This window comes from uncultured Roseobacter sp. (genome assembly GCF_947496515.1).
Taxonomy (GTDB): Bacteria; Pseudomonadota; Alphaproteobacteria; order Rhodobacterales; family Rhodobacteraceae; genus Roseobacter.
In genome coordinates, this window is sequence record NZ_CANMDB010000013.1 from 1 (window position 1) to 21325 (window position 21325).

The following is a 21325-nucleotide window of genomic DNA, read 5'->3' on the forward strand; positions in this document are numbered from 1 at the left end:
TGAGCCTTTCCGCCAGCAAGGCATCTTCGCCCAAGGGAGTTGCGATGCGCAGGATGCGGTCCGCCTGGAGGAAATCGGAAGCGGCGTTCATAAAGTCACCCCACGCATATCGATATCGTTAACCACTTGCACAGTGCTACCAACGCAGCCAGCAGGCGTATAGACAGCCGCGCAAAACAGGCCTTTCATTGCCTCTTGTTGGCGGTATCTCGCGCATCATTGCTATCAGCGCGCGTTTACTCAACACAGTCAAAGCGTGGAGGGATCACGATGCGCGACCGAGGCGAAGAAGTCGGCGCATGACACCCGAAAGCACCGTCCCCAACCCTGCGCGCACCAGCGGACGAGAGGGTGTTCAACCCTCCGAGCCGACCGGCGATCTTCGACAAGCGGCCAAAGCAATATCCCGACCGGCAAGGCTGGCAGACCCGACTGCGACGCCAGTGCCGAACCATCTCGCGCAGCTTCAGGGATAGCATCTACGGCCGCTCGGAGACCGCCTTGAACCAAGCCAACACCTATCGCGATGCGGTCATGGCCGCGATCAACACACACTTCGACGTCCTTCGCCCAACTCGCGTCCGTCTGCCCGTTAAGATCCATGGCGAAGAGCGACGGACCTTCGCCACCAGGATCCCAGCGGGTCCGTAGACGTGAGCTGTAACGTAACCGAGCGCGGAACGTGTCCTGCTGATCCCGAAGGCGTGGCGGGCTGTTTTCGCACGCGGCAGATCGAACCCGCCCCCATCAGGCACTACAGCGGGCAGTTGTCGATTTGGCTTCTGCCAGGTCTCGTCGGGCCGGGTCTCCCGGCAACTTGCATTGATGCGCATATAAGGGCGGTTCAAGACATGCTGACGCGGAGGAGCTGGCTCAGCTGGCCTGCACCGGCTGACAAAGGCCGGTTCATATTCGCAGCGAAGGCGCTGATCGGCCCCGCAGCCTCTTATCGATGCCCGACAACGACTGACACGACCTCGAAAGGATCTGGACGGAAACAACTGCTGGATCCCGAAAACCTTCGGCACACGACTGACGGGCATCGGCCCGGGGCGACAGCGCAGGCGTTACGTGACCAAATTGCGATGGTCAGTAAGCGCGATCCGGTTCGGTGCGCGATTCCTGCCCATACCCGGCGACAGACGATCTAGATAAAGCAGTGGAAAGAGGGGCAAAGGTCCATCCCTTCGCGTGCGGTCTGATGATCATGACTGGTTCAAGCGAACATCCTATGCGACCGCATTCCTGAGATGGACGCCAATGCGACAGCGATCTAGAGAGGTGGATTGATCAGGGCGTGCGTCAAAACGCGGTTACAGCGCGATGCGCGGGCTATTTTTCGTGGCGTTTTGTTTGATAGGCCAGGCGAAAAAAGTCTCACCGCTGAAAGACTGAGCCGTTCAGACGGGCGGTGCAACCGCGGGCAACATCGCCGTGCTGATGCTGACGCTCTGCAAGATTAAACCCGGCCGTTGACGGACTAAGGAGGCTATGGCCTGATCTGAACCCCTGCCGGAAGCAGCTGGATGCCAAGTCCCAACGGGACGAAGTTCGGATAACTCTCGCGTGAGAGCATGGGGCGCACGACTCCGGACTGTACATTGAGAGACGGTCTGCCACCAAACGCCATCATGAGGCGCAAAAAAGAGACTTCACAGAGAATTATGAACCCGGACAGACATCCAACTCACCCGGTTTGAAAAGGCCGCAACCATCGAACGCTGATTTTTGATCATGTGAGGGTTCAAGGCATTCTGGGTCGGTTTTACATCCCTTGCCATAGCACATCCACACGGTACTGAGTCCGTTGGATATCAGCTATCATACTGAAGATAAAAGGATTTTTTGTGATCTCCAATTAATTGGGGTGCAATGAGAATTGCCGATCAATGGACCGTGTAACGCACAGACGAAGAGTACGCCATCTCCTCGCTCCTTGTGGAATTGGTCATTTGCGTTCCGGCCTTGGAGTTCGTCCACCCTGGCTCCCAATCAAATTATCATTGCCGTCACCACCGGAAAGAAGATCGGCACCCGCAATCCCTTACAGCGGATCTTCTCCGCTATCGCCGAAGAGCGCGTCTCGGCCCGAACGACTCGTCAGCGCGTTGTTCTTGTAAAGGTTTGGGTTTGGTCGCCAAAAAGCCATCACTCGAGCCGCTGCCCTTGGTAGGCGTTTGCCCGTCTGGACCAACACGACAGCGGCACAAACCGTCGCGGTTTGCCGCCCTGGATCAGAGGACGATCCGCACTGCCCAATACATTTAAAAAGGTAAAACTCTGGCCAACCTGGTGGTCCGCTTTTACATTTGAGGCCAGTTTTCAGCGGGTCCACAACTGCACTTCGGGGCGAAATCTCTTGCGACAGGTCCGTAATGCGCGGCGATTGAAGGCTTGGAGCCTTTGGTTGCAAGTTCGGGAAACATCTCCAGTAACTCCATCCGCGCAGCTGAGGACATCATTTTGAGACCAACTGACCCCGGGTAAAAGCTCTCGGACGGGGCGCTTTCTGCAAAGATGATTTGATGCATCTCGAACATGAGATGGATGTACGTCACGCCACGTTTTCCATTTGCGACACGGATACCGGGATGACCGATCAGGTGCACCGCGCGGGCCAGCGCGTCCCCAAGCAACATGCCATGCTGCCGGGAAACCAACAAATCGCGTTCAACACCCATCACGCCTCTCTTAATAAGTATCGGGCGCATCCGGGGGTTTCGAGCCAGTTCTGCCGCGCCGACATATCGTTTTCCAATCCAGCGGATGGGCTGCGGCCCGTTGTCCATGGTGCTGACCAAATCGTCGACGCGCAGGTCGTCGATCAGGACATCACCGTGGGGTGTCTTGATTGCTGCGCCGGATGTAAAGCAGACCACTCCGGTGTTGTCTGCGGTAAAGCTCTGCCGGTTCGCGCCTTGAAAAGTCAGCCTGTCGCCGCTCTGAAACCGCGCGTTGTCACTGTAGTCGGCGCCGTCCGACTGGTTCAGAAATCCATCGTCATCGAAATCAGCACGCAGCTCCGACAGGTTATCGTAGAAATTGGAGAGATCAATGAAATCGTTGTTGGTGTTATCCCCATCGCCGAGCCCCCCCGAATTGCCGAAGTTGAAGTCTGTGATCGTATCGTCGCCTTCGCCCTCCAGATAGACGAACGTGTCATCGCCGGTCCCGCCGGTGAGAAGGTCATCGCCATCGTTTCCTTCAACGACATCGTCGCCCGCGCCACCGATGACAGTGTCGTCCCCGAAGTTTCCCTCGACTGAATCATCACCTGCACCAACGGTCACCAGGTCGTTGCCGTCTCCGCCAACGATTTCTTGGCCAGAGTCGTCAGCGGTGATGGTGTCGTCAAAACCGGATCCGTCAATCCGCTCGATGTCGATCAGCGTGTCGCCCGCCGCGTCGCCGCCGCTTTCGGCCGACCCATCGCTGAGATCAATGTTGACCCCTGACGCGGACGAGCTGTAGTCCGCGATGTCAAAGCCTGACGGGTCACTTCCGTCCAGGGTGTCCGCGCCTTCGCCGCCGATCAGCCTGTTCGTACCACTGCCACCTTCCAGGCGGTCGTTGCCACTGCCACCTTCAAGCGTGTCGTTTCCGCTCCCGCCATCTATGGTATCGCTGCCGCTCCCGCCGATAACGCTGTCATTGCCGTCACCTGCACTGATGGTATCGTTGTCTGCCCCCCCATCAATCGTGTCATGGCCGTCACCCCCGGTGATCAAATCCCGATCTGTGCCACCTTCAATGACATCATTTCCCGCGCCGCCGTCTATCGTATCGTTCAGCGATCCACCGGAAATGAAGTCATTACCCACACCACCGCGGAGATCATCGTGGCCGTCCCCGCCTGAAATGCTGTCGTCGCCTTCTCCCCCGTCAACGGTATCGACCCCGACGCCTGCGAAAATCGTATCGTTACCGTCGCCGCCTGAAATGGTGTCGTGGCTGTCACCGGAATCGATCCAGTCAGCGCCGTCACCACCGCTGATACTGTCCTGACCGTCGCCGCCAATAATGGAGTCGTTGGCATCGCCACCTTCAATCGTGTCGTGGCCCTCGCCGCCGTCAATGGTGTCCGAGCCCGTGCCGCCATCCAAGGAGTCGTCGCCGGTACCGCCGAGAATTGAGTCATCGCCGGAGCCACCGTCAATAGTATCGTCGTGGCTACCGCCGTCTATCGTGTCGTTGCCGGCTCCCGCCTGAATGCTGTCGGTTTCGGCACCGGCCTCGATGCTGTCATCACCTGTTCCGGCGTCAATTGTATCGGCGTTTTTTCCGCCAGTGATGGTATCGTTGCCGTCGCCCGTGCTGACGTCGATGCCGGTCGTCCCGCCTTGCGTGGAGGCATCCACGACATCAGCAAGATCGGTCGTAATGATCCTCTCTATTTGGCTGAAGCTGATCGTATCGGTGCCATCGGTTATGGTACCAGTCTCGGCATCGGTGTAGATCACGGTGACCGGCCGGGTGACGGCACTCAGGTCGATCACGTCAAAGTCGTTGCCGCCCTCTCCACCGACAATCGTATCGTTGCCAAATCCATCCTCGACGACGAACGTGTCCGCATCATCGCCGCCGTCTGCGTAATCATCCCCGGTGCCGGTCAGAATGCGGTCGCTGCCCGCACCACCCGTGATACTGTCATTGTCCGCACCGCCGTCCAGCGTGTCATCGCCCGCACCGCCGTCCAGCGTATCATCGCCGCCGGTCGCGATGATGCTGTCGTTGCCTGTCCCGCCGACCAGGCTGTCATCGCCGTCAGAGTTCATCAGCGTGTCGTTACCCGCACCGCCGATCAACGTGTCGTTCCCGAGGCCCGTCGTCAGGAAGTCATCACCGTCGCCACCGTCGATATAGTCGGAACCGTCGCCGCCCGAGATCGTATCGCCACCCAGACCGCCGAAAAACGTATCATCACCCGTCCCGCCAATGATGTGGTCATCGCCACCCTCGCCACTGACATGAACACCGCCCGTGCTCAGACCCGCATCGAAGGTATCGTCGACTTGTGTCCCTTCGAGGAATTCAATCTCCGAGAAAGTGACTGTCTGGCCCCGGATGACAGCTGCGCCGGCTTCATCGCTGTTGAAGGTGACGCTGATCGCGTCTGTGGCATCGCTCTCGATAGCCCAGCTCAGCGTATCGCTGTCATCGCCCCCTTCGCCACCTGTGATCGTTTTGCCGCGTTCCGACCCCTCGCCAAAAAGGTAATCCGCGTCGTCGCCGCCATCGACCGTGTCCTGCCCGTTTCCGAAGTAGATTGAGTCGTCGCCCGCATCACCAAAGATGAGATCGTCGCTGCCGCTGCCACCAGGGCCGGGGTCCCCAATCGTATCGTTGCCGTCCCCGCCCCGAACGGTGTCGTTGCCTTCACCATCGAGAATATAGTCATCGCCATCGCCCCCCTCGATACTGTCAAAGCCCTCGCCACCCGTGATGGTATCATTGCCGAGCCCGCCAAAGATCGTATCGTCACCAAGGCCGCCGGACAGCACATCGTCACCGCCGACTTCGAAACCAGAGAGGTCGAGTGGCCCGGGGTTGTTGTTCAGACTGCCGTCCAGCACCGTCAGGTTTGCGCCATCCGGTACGGCAGGTCCCGCGATCTGGATGAGATATGTCCCATCCTCGCCATGCTCATCGGACCGACCCGATCCATCAAGATCCACGTCGAGGACCGCAAAGGTGTAAGTGTCGCCGGTGACATCGTTCGTATATTGCAGGCGGTCATCGTAGAGGACTTCATATGCCACCCCATCGACAAGGACGCGCTGGCCGCTATCGGCAAATGTTTCATTCGTGGTGTCACCGCCGATCTCACCATTGTCGTCGATGAAAAAGGCGGTTCCTGCCTGATTTATGGTGAGGGTTGTTCCCGCGCCTCCACCCTCAAAAGTACCGGAGTTCAGCGTGAAATCGGTGCCCATGCGAAAGGCGGCGACTTCGTAGGTATTGGGATGATCTCCGAAAATCCTGTCACTGCCCGCGCCCCCGAGGACGGTATCGCTTGCAGAACCGGCGGTGATTGTATCGTTGCCGTCGCCTGCATCGACGTTGATACCATCGCGATCTGTTGCCGCGTCCAGACTGTCCGCCGACCCGGTGAGTATGAGGTTTTCGACCTCCGAGAAATCGAGTGTATCGGCGCCGTCGGTGATCGTGCCTGCCGCATTGCTTGAAAAGGTGACATCGACGCCGCCAGTCAGGCCGCTCGCATCGACGGTGTCATCGCCTGTGCCACCGATGATCGTGTCACTGCCGCCGCCACCATCAATATAGTCATTACCGGCGCCGCTGTTGATCAACTCGTCTCCGCCGGAGAGCAGATCCCATTCAAGATCGACAAAACCGGATCCCATAACGTCATCGCCGTCGGTCCCGTCCACTGAGAACACACTAGGTGCGCCGCCCGTCACGTTCAGGGAGAAGACGCCCGCGGGGTCGGGACCGGCGCCATCGAAGTCGGTGGTGTCCCAAGCCAGAACGGAGGCATCGTTGCCGGATCCTGCTACCTCGAAATCATTGCTACCGCCGTCGGTGACGCCCGCAGTTGCCGCGCCAAACCCGCCGTCCGACCAGGTGATATCCTCGTAGATGAAGTCGACGTCGAAGTTGCCATCACCCTGATCTGTCAAAACCACCTGGAATGAGTTGGTTGCGGTGTCCCCATTGAAGGGTCGCACATCCAGCCAGGTGACAGTGATGGTCCCGGCGGCGGGGTCGACATCCCAGTAAATGTCGCCTCCCTTATCTATGTCGATGTCCGACCAGAACGCCGCAATAGCAGGGTGATCCAGCCCGGTGATTCCGCTTGGCTCGAATGCCGTGTCATGCGACCCAAAGGTGAGCAAGCCGTTTGAGTTAATCCAGACGTCCGTGTAGTTTGTGCCAAAGTAGTTTAGCCCGTCCGGGCCAAAAACCGATGTCAGATCGACCTGAACGGCACTGTCGTCATACGGCCCACCGCCATTGTCAACCGAGACATCAACACCGGTGGTTTTAAAGCTTTGCTCGCCATATCCGCACGCGCCGCCAAGCCCTGAATTCATCGTGGCCATCAGCGCTACCGCATCTCGGGGTTTGGGTGGGGCAGGGGTTTGATACCGAAGGATCCTGCCGTCGCAATACTTTGCCTACTAGCGTTCACAGCACGCTTCCTCCGTTCATGGCATCGAGAGTTTGGCGGTCGCGCGCTTCGCAGAGCAAATGCTATAAGGTAGCGTTAAGCATGCAGGGCAAGTAGCAGCTCTGTCTGTGGCATTCTGTCAGAACCGTTTGCCTGGCCAGTTGCCGAGCTGTGACGCCGATACCCGTGTCTGACCTTGACCGCTTGGTCATCATGATTTGGGCGCCCGCGTTCCGGTTGCCCTGGCGACGCCGGCCGTCCCCCCTCGAAGTGCGGGTGCCGAAACTGAGCTGCGGGTTCGCTTTCTTTACCAAGAAAATGCGCGTAGGAGAGGGTGTCTGCCTCTGCTCTACAAGAACCAACAGGCCTGTTTGGCACTCATGATCTGACCAACGAGGGCCATCCGTCGCCGCGCTGAACGGCTTTAGTCAATTTTTAGGATGATTGACGTAGACGAGGGAAAAAGAGCTTCCCTTATGCACTCGGTACTGTTCATCCACGAAAACTTTCCGGCGCAGTTCGGGGCGTTCGCCAAGTTCTTGGCAGGCCAGGGCTGGCGCGTTGTTTTTGCCACCGCGCATGAGAGCTTCGTGCCCGGTAAGCCGGTGAAACGCGATGGTATGACGGTGGTGAGATATCGCCGGGCCCGTGAACCCAAAGCGTCTCATGTCTATTTGCAAGGAACGGAGCGGGCGCTGCTCAACGGTCAGGCTCTTGCGCGTCTGGGCATCGCGCTCAGCAAAAAGGGGTTTCGGCCGGATATCGTTGTGGCCCATTCCGGTTGGGGCTCGGGCAGTTTTGCCCGTGTGGTCTGGCCAAATGCAAAGTTGGTTCAGTATCTTGAGTGGTGGTACCGGTTTCCACCTGTCGATGCCGCAGCCGGTGAGATCGAGCAGTACTCTGTGGACGAGGCGGCGCGCACGTTGGTCAAAAATCTGCCTTTCCTTCTCGATTTCCGGCAGGCTGATCTTGTGATCACCCCAACTGCGTTTCAGGCGCGCCAACTGCCTGACTTTGTAAGGGATAATCTCTTTGTGCAGCATGACGGGGTGAACTGTCACGACTTTCGACCGGCCTCGCACCAAGAGACGGGTTTTACGTGGGAGGGATTGCCGCCCGGCGCACCCGTGGTCACATTCGCGACCCGTGGGATGGAGCCGACGCGCGGCTTCCCTGACTTCATGGCGGCGGCCGCACGCCTCTAGGAAAGTCGGCCCGATATCCACATTGTCGTCGCTGGGAATGATACCTGGCACTACGAGCCGCCACCCGGCGAAAACATCACCTGGAAAGAAAAAGCTATTAAAGATCATAGGTTTGACCTAAACCGCCCACATTTCCTGGGGCATCTCCCCAAACCTCGCTACGCAAAGCTTCTCCAACGCAGCGATGCACATGTCTATCTCACGCGTCCGTTTGTCTTATCTTGGTCGTTGATCGAGGCGATGGCGACCGGCTGCCCGCTTGTGGTGAGTGATGTCGCGCCCGTCCGTGAGGTCGTGCCCGATCCAAAGGCTGCGCAATTTGTGGCCGCCGATGATGCGCCCGCGATTGCTCACGCGGTCCTTGCCCATCTGAGCGACCCGGAGCGCGCCCGTCGGATGGGACGGGCCGCCCGAAACCTCGCAAAGCAAAACTATGATGCAGGAATGTGCCATCAGGCGATCAAGGAACGGCTGGTGTCTTTGCTCAGCCACCGCGTCAGTTCGGCGGCTTGAGTAATCGGGCCAACGGCAAAACAAGCACTGTAGTTCTGGCATCTGGTCAGAGGCGTGGCGGAGTGGGACTGGCGTCAAGATCACCATTGCACGGCTCCGCTGCAAAAGCCGAGGGTCAACCTATTCCCTACAGGATCTTTCGCCGAGCCCCTGTTCCCCGATCACCGATCTATAGCGGACCAGATGGTGTTGAGCTATTCCTTTTGATCAGATCATCCGGTTGGAGATTTTTCGGGCGTTTAACTCAGAGCGGCTCGCCAATGCCCAAGCTGCCAATCAGCAAGATCGGAGGGTTGCTCCCAATCGCGCTACAGGACCCACTCTCGTTGCCGTTTCTTCGCCCGCCCTCCATCATTGTTTTTGCGTCGCTTAGACCCATGAACCGGTGAGTATTCAGGCATTCCGCGGAACTCCGTTTCGCCAATAGGTTGATCGCCGTGCTTCCTATTCCATGGGCGAAACTCAAATTTTTCCCGTCGATCCTTAGGTGGGTCTTGCGCCAACCTCGCGGGACAATTCTGCGCAATACTCTGCCGGTCAGTAGACCCATAGTTTGAATTCACCCTCTGCGAGACAGTCCACGCCGTTTCGACGAGAGGGATGCTTGCGGGCGTGTCATTCACCTTCGAGCTTAACCGCGGCGCTGTCTGTTGCCCGACCGGGCAGTGCGTCATGACCCCTCTCGGCAGATTTGCCTTGCGGATCGCCTGTCGGGCAATGTGACGGCACCGCGTGCTGAAATCGGGCACCGCCCGGTTGGGGTCAACCCGCCCGGGGCTTCGCATATTCAGAGCTGAAACACACCGCTGGAGCGTCTCCGGGGGCGCCCTTTAAACCTATTGCGCTCGAGCATGCAGGCCAACAAAACAGTTAGATCCTACATCGCGCACGCCGTCACCTTGTGAATCATCGAATAGCTCTTGCTCGCCAGAGGTTTCACCATCCCTTTGACGTTCGGCCTGGCAAGGCAGTGCATTCCGGAGGTTCTTGAAGATCGCTCGAACGAACTGACCGAGATGACCTGCGAGATCTTCGCTGATCTGTTCGAGTTCATGTTGCAACTCGAATATACGGACCAAAGCCTTTGACGAATGTATCGACCAGATCTTCTGGGCAAACCCGGATTGTCAAAAACTCGCGCAGATATCCGGTGTAGGGCCTCTAACGGCGATTGCTGTGGTTAGCGATGGTACAGAGTTCAAGAACCGTCGGCACATGGTTGCGTCACGCTACGAAGGGGCCTTCGCATGACGGTAAGCCTTAGGTCGCGCCAGCAGTCCAGTGGCGACAAACGCCTTTTGATGGGCATCAGCAAATGAGGCCACGAACCTCTCCGAGCATTGCTGATCCACGGAGCCCGTACAGTCATCCGCGTGTCGCAAGGCCGGACTGACGCCTGCAGCAGGTGGGTCAACTCCATCCGCGGACGACTCAACATGAACCGGGCCCTCGTCGCCGTTGCCAATACCGAGCCATTGTACCCCATTGGTTCGAGCACACTGGCGAGTACATATGCTGTCCGGGCGATACTACGCAGAGACGAGGAGTTCTGCTCACACGCCTCAGCGCGATACAAGGATCATTAGACGACCAGGGAAATGAGATCTATCGCTGAACTCCGGTGTGGAAGAGCTTGGCCTTTAGGATGACCCACCGAGGCCGACCATTGGTGAGGCTCAAGACGTGAGTGCCCATTTCGGCGCACGACCATCCGGTGATGCCTCGTATATGTTTGTAACTGATGTGTCGTCCTCAGCTTGATTCAGCACCAACGCGATTTGCGCGTCTGTGAACGACGCCACCAAGGCGTGGCGTACCGCTACCAGCGCGACAGTGCATGGGCTATCACAGCACTGTCCGACCCATGATCGGTGGCCGTTCCTACTCGCCGAATCACGTGGTCAAGTGATGGATCAAAGAGCGAGGTGGCACTGGCGGATCACCGCTGATACCTAATAGTGCCATGTTGAGCGGTCCTGCTGGCCAATTTCAAGACGTTGATTCTACTATATATTTCACTGACGTGCTGACAAAAATCAAAAATTCGTTAACATTTACATATCATTTTCGGTGAGGTTTGAGCTAACACTGCTCACGGAATGGGTTTAACGAAGTGAGACAAAACAGAACGACTTTTTTTGGTTACAATAATTCAACGTAGTACGGCGGCAATTTTGTCCTTGTAGAAAATTTGAGCCGAGTTCGAATTTTTGGATAAGAACTCTGTTTTCACCTGAACAGCCGGTCGGCTGCGCCATCTGTGACCCTTTTCGATCTAGGCTCAACCAGTTGGGCACGCGATTGCGTGAATAAAGAAGGGGAGAAACCCCTTGTCGTCTGAGGGATAGTTAATGACATATCAAACAAGAAGTTGGTCCGCATTTCGGGAAGCGGATCTGATTGCCAACAGCAATAATCCGCATCAGGAAAACCTGGGCCATGGCGACTCCTTTGTCATGCCGGGCGCCGCGACCACGCAGCTGGGCGCGCAGGATCACGATGGACGGCTTAGCGGCGACCGCGGGGACGACGCGACAGATCATTCACAAGAGGCCTTTGTGAATGGTCACGCGATCCATGGCGAAGATATCTACATCGAGCAGATCTGGATCCTGCGCGACGCGCAGGGCAAGACCTACAAACTCGCTGAGATCGAGATCGAGGATTACAATGCAGCCGGGCGGGGAGACGACTTTTTCTCCTTTGTCGGCGAGGTCCCACCGGCGGGTGCAAAACTGACATTTGAAAGCTGCTATAACGTGACCGGTCACGGCATCAGTTACGACCTTCTCAGCGCTGATCCAGTGCCCTCCGGGCCCACATGGGAGTTTGACGACGTTACCTGCAGCTACACCGTCCAGGCTGAGGACTTCGACCTGCACAATTTCCAGATTGTCCACGGTGCGCATGCTGCCGGCGGCGAACTGGTAAAGATTTCGGGCCATGACGGCAAGCTTTCCACCCATTTCGGTGGGACAGATGGTGTCTACAATCTGACTGTCTGCGTTCAGGACGAAACCGACGGGGCGTCAATGTTGAAGGTCTTCGTCAACGGCGAGTTACAGGACACCATCGTCCTGAACCGCGACAGAGATGGTGGGGGGTCAAACGACGGTGGCTTCTCGGAATTCACGCTCAACGGTCTGGAAATCGCCGAAGGTGACACGGTCGAGCTTCGCGCTTGGAAAGACAACTGCGAGTTCGTCCGGATCGACGAAGTGAAGTTCGAGCAGGTGAAGTTTGAGGAATGCGACACGCCCGGCGCCGTCAAGCTGGACTTCGAAGGTTTTGCCGCGGGCGCGGTGCTGACCGATCAGCTGGACGGCATCACCATCTCTGCCATGGGCGGTTCCGGCGACGCGATGATCTTTGACAGCCAGAACCCCACAGGCGGCGACGGCGATCTCGAAACCCAGGTCGCACAGCTCGGCAATGTCCTGATCGTCTCCGAGGATGGTGACAGCTCCGATCCAGATGACGCAATCGGCGGCAAGATCACCTTTGAATTTGACAACCCGTCTTCGGTTTTCGATCTCAAATTCATCGACACCGAAGAAGGTGGCACCGTCACTTTGACGCTGGCGGATGGATCCACCCAGACTTTCGACGTGCCGGAACTCGTCAACGGCGGTGTCGGCCAGCTGGTCGTGGATGTCGCCAATGTCGTACGGATGGATGTGCAGCTGGACGGCTCCGGCGCGATTGACGATCTGTGCTACGTGCCCGGTCAACCACCGCTCGGCTCGCTCTCGGGCCGCTACTTCTGCGACGACAACCGCGACGGTCTGGACAACGACGGTGCGGACAACGGTGTTGAGGGCGTGACGGTCGAGCTGCTCGACGCGGCCGGCAACGGCACCGGCATCACCACGAGCACCGATGCGAGCGGCAACTACGCCTTCGCCGGGCTGATCGCGGGCACCTATGGCGTGAAGTTTACCGACACGGTCTCCGGCAAGGTGGTGACGACGCAGAACGTGGATGGCAACCTCTCCGACGACATCGACAGCGACGCGGCAGACCTAGGCGACGGCATGTCGAGCATCGGTGGCATCGTGGTCGTGGCAGGGCAGGATACGCCGGACAACGACGCGGGTGTGGTCGAGCAACTAGGCTCGCTCTCGGGCCGCTACTTCTGTGACGACAACCGCGACGGTCTGGACAACGACGGTGCGGGCAACGGTGTTGAGGGCGTGACGGTCGAGCTGCTCGACGCGGCCGGCAACGGCACCGGCATCACCACGAGCACCGATGCAAGCGGCAACTACGCCTTCGCCGGGCTGGTCGCGGGCACCTACGGCGTGAAGCTCACCGACACGGTCTCCGGTAAGGTGCTGACGACGCAGAATGTGGATGGCAACGTCTCCGACGACATCGACAGCGACGCGGTGGATCTTGGCGACGGCATGTCGAGCATCGGTGGCATCGTGGTCGTGGCAGGGCAGGATACGCCGGACAATGACGCGGGTGTCTTTGCACCGAACGAGGACCCGGATGTGACGGATGACATGGGCAAGGGCTGTGCGCCCGAGACCATCACGGTTGATTTCTCGGACAACTTCTCGGACCCGGACAGCGCTTCTGTCGGCATCACAATGATCGGCGGTCTGGCGATCACGGCGGGTCAGACGGTCACGATCGGCGGTGTCGATGTGACGCTGACGTTAGATGATGAGTTCATCTTTGACGGCAGCACCGCATACGAAAACCTCGGCGTGGGCGAAGAGGCCACGCAAAGCTTCGAGGTCAAGGTCGAAGACAGTGACGGTGCTGCGGTAACGGCCACCATCGACGTCACCTTCTGCGGCGCCTACGAGACCTTCGAAGAACTGGAAGCGAGCCTGCCGCTCGGCGATGAGGTGTGTTTCCAGATCATCGACGGCGGCCTTGGTACCATTTCGTCTGACAGCTTCACCTTGTTGCTCACGGATGCAGACGGTGATGCGCGTCTGGACAATGTGGTCTTCACCGAAGCCTACTGTGTGGGTGCCTTCGAGGACATCGTGCGCGGGGAAAACGGTACCGACATAACGGCGGCGCCAAAACTGACCGGTACGATTTCTTTGTTGGACGACGACAGTGTTCTGGGCAGCGCGCCGGATAGTGTCACGCTCGCCGACACGAATGCCGACATCGACGAGACCGAGCTCGACAACATGATCAACTACATCCTGAATCAGGATTACGCTGATCAAGGGTATACCGACAGCGAAGTCCAGGGCGCGATCTGGGGTATCACGGATGATATCGTATTCGTTCAGGCAGGCACCGGACAGCAGTCCCGGGCACAGGAAATCCTCGACGATGCCATCGCCAATGGTCAGGATTTCATGGTTGGCGAAGGCGACACGGTTGGACTGTACATCGACCCCACCGCCGACAGCGACGCGGCAGGCCACACCCAGCCGTTCGTTGTCGGGATACTGTGGGATGAATGTATCTGCTGAAGATACGCATGAGATACTTTCCGGCGTCCTGCGCCGGAAGGACCGCCGCTGCATCACAACCGGGTGCGCGGCGGCAGAATGCCAACCTAGTTGGTGTATCGCGGGACAGCGCCGTCCCAAAAGACAATCCTGTCCGGCGCAATAGAGGGCGGGAGGTAACGAGGGTGATTTTCAATGAAGACACTTTTGACAGCAGCTGCAGTATCGGTGCTTTCCGCGCCGGCATTTGCACAGGCTTGCGGCAGCAAGCCGGGTGATGTCTGCGTAACTTCTGTGCCGGAAATTTCCGCACTGGAAGGCACGGCAGCCCTGGCCGCTCTGGCGGCCATCGTTCTGCTGGCGTGGGAGCGCCGCCGTCGCGCGGTGTAAGCCCAGGCTTGCAAAAACCCGGCAAGCCCGCCCTGTCGCAGGGCGGGCTTGCCCCTTTAGGCTTTCTTTTTGGTTCAAGTAGTTATCCTGGTGCACCAATGGCTTCGACGGACGTGACAACCGGCACCGCTTCTCCCCCCCGCTATGCGCTGATCCTGGCGGGTGCGCTGCTGGTGGTGGAGCTTGGCGTCATCGGGACGATCTTCAAGCACAGCATCCGCTTCACTTGCCTTGATAACTGGCCGCAATGGGCCTGCGCGGGGGCAAGCGGCATGCTCGTGGCGCTCTACTGTGTCTTGGGCGCGCTCGTCCTCTTTGCAACGTTGCGGCCCAATAGCTTGCGTACCCTCTTTCAGGTGGCGGGCGCTCGCAACTGGCCGCTCGCGGTCAATGTGCTAGGCGCAGCGGTCTGTCTGGTTCCTGTCCTCTTTGTAAAGGACGGGGCAGGGCTATACGTCATGCCGCTGAGTTTCGGGTTTTGGTTTCTGGGCATGGTGCTTCTGCTCTCCGGGCTTAGCCTCTATCTGGCCCCGTTGCCGCGGTGGAGCCGTTTCATCCGCGAAGAGGGAGGGACGCTGGCGCCGATTGTGATTGCGGGGGCGTGCCTGCCGTCTTTCGCAACGCTGATCCGGCCGCTCTGGCAGCTTGACACCATCGCGGGGACGACCTTCACGCTGGTATCGTGGTCGGTCGAATGGCTGGGCTATGATCTTTACACCGACGTGACCCGCAAGGTCATCGGGCAGGACCCCTTCTACATCGACGTGGCACCCCAATGTTCAGGTATCGAAGGGATCGTGCTCGTCAGCCTCTTCATCACCATCTACCTCGCGCTTTTCCGCAAGGACCTTCGCTTTCCGCGGGCGCTTCTCCTCTATCCGGTGGGGATCCTGACCTCCGCCTTCTTCAATGTTCTGCGGATTGCCATCCTGCTGATCATCGGCCTGGAGGGCAATCCCGAGCTCGCCGTAGGAGGGTTTCATTCCCATGCTGGCTGGCTGATGTTCACGCTTGTCGCCCTCGGTATCGTGGCGCTCGCAAAGACGATTCCATGGCTGCAGCGCGTTCCGGTTACCGGTCCCCAGACCGGCCCCAAGGCCGTGCGACCCCCGCTGCCCTTTTTGCAGGATCCCGTGGTTGCGCAGATCCTGCCCTTTGCCATTTTCATGCTGAGCGCGTTGCCGGCGCAGGCTTTCAGCCAGAGCCCCGGGGTGGTCTATCCCTTGCGCGTCGTGGCCATGATAGCCGCTGTGGCGCTGTTCTGGCAGCTATATCTGCGCTTACCTTGGCGCGTTGATCCTGCCGCTCTGTGGGTTGGTGCTGCAGTCGGGGCGATGTGGATTGCCATCCCGGTCGATAGCACCGACGCGACACCGCCCTATGGTGCATTGACCGGAGGGATGCTGGTGGCATGGTTTGTCCTTCGCGGTGCGGGAACAGTGCTGCTGGTACCGCTGATCGAAGAACTCTTTTTCCGGGGCTATCTGGAAACACGACTGCGCCATGGTGAAGGCTTGATCTGGAAGCTTGGGGCCGCTCTCGTCACTGCGGGGCTGTTCGCTGCGCTTCACAGCCGTTGGATCGAAGCCTTTGTGGCCAGTCTGTTGTTCAGCTGGGCAGCCCATCGCAACGGGGGTCGCCTGGTCGATGCGATCCTGGCTCATGCAGTTGCCAATGCCATCGTATTCGGCTTCGCTGTCGCGACGGGCAATCTCGCCGTGATCTGAGCGTGGCGAACGGTCGGCGAGTTTGGTCTTCGTGATGTGTCATGATCGCCTGGGTCGTGAGATGGGAGCGGCAAAGGCGAGGGTTTCATGCTGCTATCATGGTGCATGCGTCTGACTGACGGCCCTTAGGAACAGTGGCTCTGCTCCGCTCCCACAGAGTCCGCGCTTATAGGTTAGCTCTGTTCAGGTTTTGGTCTTATTTTGGCCGAGTGGCGTGTTGGTTTGATGCGAGAGCAGCGATGTTGGAGTGAGGTTGGTCGTGGTGATATTCGGGGTATCATGCCGTGATCGTGCCGCAGGCGTCGCGCAGAAACGGGACCAGGTATCTGCTCATGCACTCGCCGCGCATCTTTCCGTTGAAGCTTTCCACCGGACCGTCTCTCTTCAGCTGCGCATTCTTCGCTTCCAGTGCCTTCAGCGTTGTCTTATCTGACACGGTCACTCTGGGTCATGCGACATAGCCCGCCGTCCGTGGATCGCTGTTTGTAGAAAATCGCAGCCCCCCCCGGTCATTGCTCCGTAATGACGTGCCAGTCAAAGGATCCCCGGTTTGCGGCACATTTCCTTCGCGCCAAGCCCAAGCCTGATACTCTGTCGAAACGCCAATCATCTGCTATTCGCTTTAACGGTTTCTCTTCATCGTCTGTCTCCGAAGTTGGAGAACCGGCCAAGGTGCTTGCATAAAGCTGAAGATGATGAGGGGAGGATCGTCGGTACCCTCACGTGAAGCTTCCACCAACGCTCCTCGCCACGCTCAGTGGCTCAATCAGTCCCGGACCTGCAACGCTCGCCCTCGCTGGAACGTCCATGGCTTCTGGTTGAACGTCCGGTTTGGCTTGTGCATCCGCGATCATCAAAGGATCGCTCACGCCCCGGCAAAAATAGTACGCGCTGTTCAGCACAAGAACCTTACGTCCGAGGGATGGCTCGGCTACGTTTGATCGAGGGGAGGGCGCGCAGACCTCTTTTCGCCGGATGAACGGACAACCGGCCGTCAAGGCCGGATGCGCGAGACGACGGTCGCACTCCCGAACGAGTGCAGGAGGGCCGATGGCCGATGACGCCATCGGCAGAAACGATAGTGGAGGAAAAATAATGAGATACACCCGCATGATGCTGACCTCGATGGCAGCAGTAGCTTGCGTTGCGGCCGCACCCGCATTGGCGGAATGTGATTGGAAGCCCGAACGCCCCGTCACTTACGTCGTTCCTTGGGGAGCCGGTGGCGGTACGGATGCCAATTCCCGTATGCTCGCCAGCCTTTTGGAGCAGCAGATGGGTCAGCCTTTCAACGTGGTCAATCGCACGGGTGGCAACGGCGTTGTCGGGCACTCGGCCATCGCCACTGCAGAGGCCGATGGCTACACCGTCGGCTCGGCCACGGTCGAGATCACCACGATGCATCATGCCGGCCTGACCGAGTTGAACCATACCAACATCACGCCCATCGCATTGGTCGATATCGTGCCGGCCAGCATTCTTGTGGCAAAGGATTCGCCCTTTAATTCGCTGGATGAGCTCCTGGCCAGTGCCAAGGAAAACCCCGGATCGCTGACCGGGTCGGGCACCGCTCAGGGCGGGATCTGGCATCTGGCACTGGCGGGCATGCTCAACGCCGAAGGCATGGATCCCCAGGCGATCCGCTGGATCCCGTCGGATGGCGCGGCCTCTGCCATGCAGGAGCTGATCGCGGGTGGTGTAGATGTGGCCTCGCCCGCGCTTTCCGAAGGCAAGGCGCTGATCGACAGCGGTGAGCTGAAAGCGCTGGCCTACATGCACTCCGAGCGCAACGCGGCCCTGCCGGATGTGCCGACCACCGCCGAGACGCTGGACAGCAACTGGACCCTGGCGGCCTTCATAACGATCTCCGGCCCAGAAGGCCTGGATGCTGAGATCGCGTGTTCCTACGAAAAGGCCGCGCTGGCAGCGTTCGAGACGCAGGAATGGGCCGATTTCAAGGCGTCGCGCGGCTCCGATGTGGTCAAGATGGGCAGTGAGGAGCTGGCCTCCATGATGGCGACAACGTCGGACAGCCTGGGTGAAACCATGAAAGCCATTGGCATCGCCAAGTAAATCCGGAGGCGGGGTGCCACCGTGCGCCCCGCCGCGTTCCGCTCTCAAAGGCAATGACATGAGGATCAACGACCTGTTTCTGGGGCTGATCATGCTGGTCTTGGGCCTGGCCATCGCCTTGCATGCGCAGACCTTTCCGGTGATGGCGGGCATGCAGTACGGCCCGGAGTTCTTTCCGACCCTGATCGGGACCGGTATCGCCCTTTGTGGCCTTGGTATGGTGGTGCGGGGGGTCGTGGATGCGCGCGCCGGCGCGGACGAGCCTTGGGTGACCGTCCCGGACTGGATGCGCGTCCGTATCAACGTCCTGCGCGCGCTCGGCATTCTGGGGGCGGTGGTGTTCTACATCGTTGCCTCGCCGGTGCTGGGCTTCATGCTGACGATCTTCGTGACCACCCTGGGGCTTCTGCTGTTACTGGCCAACCCGCTGTGGCTCAGCATGGGGGTCGCGGTTGCGCTGCCCGTTGTGCTGCATTTCGGGTTTTCGGTCGGGCTGCGGGTTCCGCTGCCGCGCGGCATCATTGAAAAGCTGCTGATCTGATGGAGCAACTGGTCGAAGCCCTCGGGCTGGTTCTGCGGTTCGATGTGCTGCTCACCATCCTGCTCTCGGCAGTTTTCGGGTTGTTCGTAGGCTCCGTGCCCGGGCTGACGGCCACCATGTCCGTGGCGCTGCTGGTGCCGATCACCTTTTTCCTTGATCCGGTCCCTGCCGTTGCGGCCATCGCCACAGCGTCGGCGACGGCCATTTTCGCGGGCGATATCCCCGGTGCGCTCCTGCGCATCCCCGGCACGCCTGCCTCTGCCGCCTATGTCGATGAAGCTCACGCCCTGACCAAGCAGGGCAAAAGTGAGGTTGCCCTTGGGACGTCGCTGATCACGGCGTCGCTGGGCGGGCTCATCGGGGTCCTGCTTCTGGCAGTCTTTGCGCAGCAACTGGCGGCCTTTGCCGTCAAGTTCTCATCAGTCGAGTACTTCTGGCTCGGTTGTCTCGGGCTTACTGCCGCGGTTGCCGTTTCCTCCGCGTCCCTGTCCCGCGGCGCGCTGTCGCTGTTGATCGGCCTGCTGATCTCCACGGTCGGGATCGACATCGCGACTGGCCACCCGCGGTTCACATTCGGGCAAATGAACCTGCTCGATGGGGTCAGTTTCGTACCAGCCATGATCGGCATGTTCGCCCTGTCGCAGGTCTTGCGCTCGGTGACGGTCGATCTCGACGTGAGGGCACCGGTGACGAAAATCGGCAATCTCTCAAAACAGATGGCTGGCACCGTGCGCGTCTACTGGAAGAACATCCTACGTTCATCCGTGCTCGGCAACCTTCTGGGCGCGCTGCCGGGGGCGGGGGCGGATATTGCAGCCTGGGTGGCGTTCAGCCTGTCCAAGAGGTTCTCCAGAACACCGGGCAAGTTCGGAACCGGCCACCCAGAAGGGATCGCCGATGCAGGGGCTGCCAACAATGCCGCTGTGGCGGGCGCCTGGACGCCTGCACTGGTCTTCGGCATCCCGGGCGACACGGTCACGGCCATCGCCATCGGTGTGATGATGCTCAAGGGCATCACGCCCAGCCCGCGTGTGTTCGAGACCGATGGAACGCTGGTGCTCGCGATCTTTCTCGCTTTCGCGCTGGCCAATCTGGTCATGATCCCGCTGGGCATGATCGCGATCCGGCTGGCGCGGCATGCGCTCTCCGTGCCGACGCGGATCCTGATGCCGATCATCCTGATTTTTTGCATCGTGGGATCCTACGCCGTGGATAACACGATCTTTTCGGTCTGGATCATGCTGGCCCTCGGAATTCTCGCCTACCTGATGGAGGAAAACGGCATTCCCATCGCGCCTGCCATCCTCGGTATCGTCCTTGGCAAGGTGATCGAGAAAAACTTCCTGATCACCATGCTGAAAACCCAAGGCGACGTGATGGGTTTCTTTGACCGGCCCGTGGCAGCTGTCTTGGGTATCGCAACGCTCGCACTCTGGAGCTTTCTTATCATCCGCGCCGTTCGAGGCACAGCCACCAGACAGGATGCCACCTCATGACACCATTGAAACACCGCCTCGCCGACGGGCTCAAAACTCGCGCGCTCTGGTTAGAGGCTGGATCACCCGCCATGGCGGAAGCCGCCGTCTATGCCGGATTTCGCTTCCTGTTAATCGACAATGAGCACGGGCCCGCATCCATTGAGACCACCGCCCATATGGCGCGTGCGATCGAGGCCGCAGGCGGGCACCCAATGGTCCGGGTGGCGGCCAATGACCCGGTGCTGCTGAAACGTGTGCTGGAGATGGGTATTACCTCGATCATGGTCCCGCTTGTCAATACATTAGCGGAAGCGCGCGCTGCCGTTGCCGCCTGCCGCTATCCGCCGCAAGGCACACGCGGGTTCGCGGGCGATATCCGGGCCAGCCGCTATGGGACAGCGCAGGGATATGCCGACACGGCCAATGATGCCCTGACCATCATGCTACAGATCGAGGATCCGATCGGCGTCAAAAACGCCGCTGAGCTGGCTGAGGTCGAAGGGGTCGATATGCTCTTTATCGGGCCATATGACATGTCGGGCGGCTACGGAAAACTCGGGCAGACCGATTGCGCCGAGGTTGAGAGCGCCATTGATCACATCCGGCAAACCGCCGGTCGTGTCGGCATGCCGCTGGGCACAGTTCCCCGAGACGGCAAATCCGCCCAAGACCTGTTGAGCGAAGATTTTCAGTTGGTGATCGCGGGGTCCGAGATCGGCTTTGCCATGTCCGCCCTGCGCGCCGACATCGATCTGATGAATCCGGATTGGCTCTAGGTTTGGGTGAAACGCTTCTTTGCAGGGCGCTAAAAGCGGGCTTTGAGAAGTCCGCACTGGCTTT

At 59.2% G+C, this 21325-nt stretch carries 11 protein-coding genes; 9 read left to right on the top strand and 2 right to left on the bottom strand.

Annotation, left to right across the window (positions count from 1 at the left end; all coding sequences use genetic code 11):
- Positions 1–2303 precede the first annotated feature (2303 nt).
- The gene (locus Q1A53_RS19000) at positions 2304–7064 is read right to left on the bottom strand and encodes a Hint domain-containing protein (protein WP_299969458.1); all 4761 of its coding nucleotides are present in this window, start codon (positions 7062–7064) and stop codon (positions 2304–2306) included.
- Between the two features lie 544 nt (positions 7065–7608).
- Between Q1A53_RS19000 and Q1A53_RS19005 the strand changes: the two genes are divergently transcribed.
- The 5 genes from Q1A53_RS19005 to xrtE all read left to right on the top strand — a co-directional run bounded on the left by Q1A53_RS19005 (position 7609) and on the right by xrtE (position 16393).
- On the top strand, positions 7609–8337 hold the full coding sequence (locus Q1A53_RS19005; protein ID WP_299969461.1) for a glycosyltransferase: 729 nt from the start codon (positions 7609–7611) through the stop codon (positions 8335–8337).
- Between the two features lie 15 nt (positions 8338–8352).
- Positions 8353–8850: a glycosyltransferase gene (locus Q1A53_RS19010; RefSeq protein WP_299969733.1), complete on the top strand. Its 498-nt coding sequence runs from the start codon at positions 8353–8355 to the stop codon at positions 8848–8850.
- Between the two features lie 2351 nt (positions 8851–11201).
- The gene (locus Q1A53_RS19015; protein ID WP_299969462.1) at positions 11202–14297 is read left to right on the top strand and encodes an SdrD B-like domain-containing protein; all 3096 of its coding nucleotides are present in this window, start codon (positions 11202–11204) and stop codon (positions 14295–14297) included.
- A gap of 174 nt (positions 14298–14471) precedes the next feature.
- Positions 14472–14666 (top strand): VPEID-CTERM sorting domain-containing protein, encoded by a 195-nt coding sequence (locus tag Q1A53_RS19020; RefSeq protein ID WP_299969464.1) that lies wholly within the window; start codon positions 14472–14474, stop codon positions 14664–14666.
- A 98-nt stretch (positions 14667–14764) separates the two neighbouring features.
- Positions 14765–16393: an exosortase E/protease, VPEID-CTERM system gene (gene xrtE / locus Q1A53_RS19025; RefSeq protein ID WP_299969466.1), complete on the top strand. Its 1629-nt coding sequence runs from the start codon at positions 14765–14767 to the stop codon at positions 16391–16393.
- A gap of 277 nt (positions 16394–16670) precedes the next feature.
- Here xrtE and Q1A53_RS19030 read toward each other — a convergent pair whose 3' ends face one another.
- Positions 16671–16829 (bottom strand): hypothetical protein, encoded by a 159-nt coding sequence (locus Q1A53_RS19030; protein ID WP_299969468.1) that lies wholly within the window; start codon positions 16827–16829, stop codon positions 16671–16673.
- Between the two features lie 659 nt (positions 16830–17488).
- Between Q1A53_RS19030 and Q1A53_RS19035 the strand changes: the two genes are divergently transcribed.
- From Q1A53_RS19035 to Q1A53_RS19050, 4 genes are read left to right on the top strand one after another with little or no spacing between them, the layout of a single operon-like run.
- Complete coding sequence (locus tag Q1A53_RS19035; protein ID WP_299969470.1) at positions 17489–18466, top strand: tripartite tricarboxylate transporter substrate binding protein; 978 nt, start codon at positions 17489–17491, stop codon at positions 18464–18466.
- 58 nt (positions 18467–18524) lie between these two features.
- Positions 18525–19007 (top strand): tripartite tricarboxylate transporter TctB family protein, encoded by a 483-nt coding sequence (locus Q1A53_RS19040; protein WP_299969472.1) that lies wholly within the window; start codon positions 18525–18527, stop codon positions 19005–19007.
- Entirely contained in the window at positions 19007–20503 is a 1497-nt protein-coding gene (locus Q1A53_RS19045; RefSeq protein ID WP_299969474.1) for a tripartite tricarboxylate transporter permease, read from the top strand. The genes Q1A53_RS19040 and Q1A53_RS19045 overlap by 1 nt, the downstream gene beginning before the upstream one ends.
- A complete protein-coding gene (locus Q1A53_RS19050) occupies positions 20500–21261 on the top strand; it encodes an aldolase/citrate lyase family protein (RefSeq protein WP_299969477.1) in 762 nt (253 codons plus the stop codon). The genes Q1A53_RS19045 and Q1A53_RS19050 overlap by 4 nt, the downstream gene beginning before the upstream one ends.
- Positions 21262–21325 lie beyond the last annotated feature (64 nt).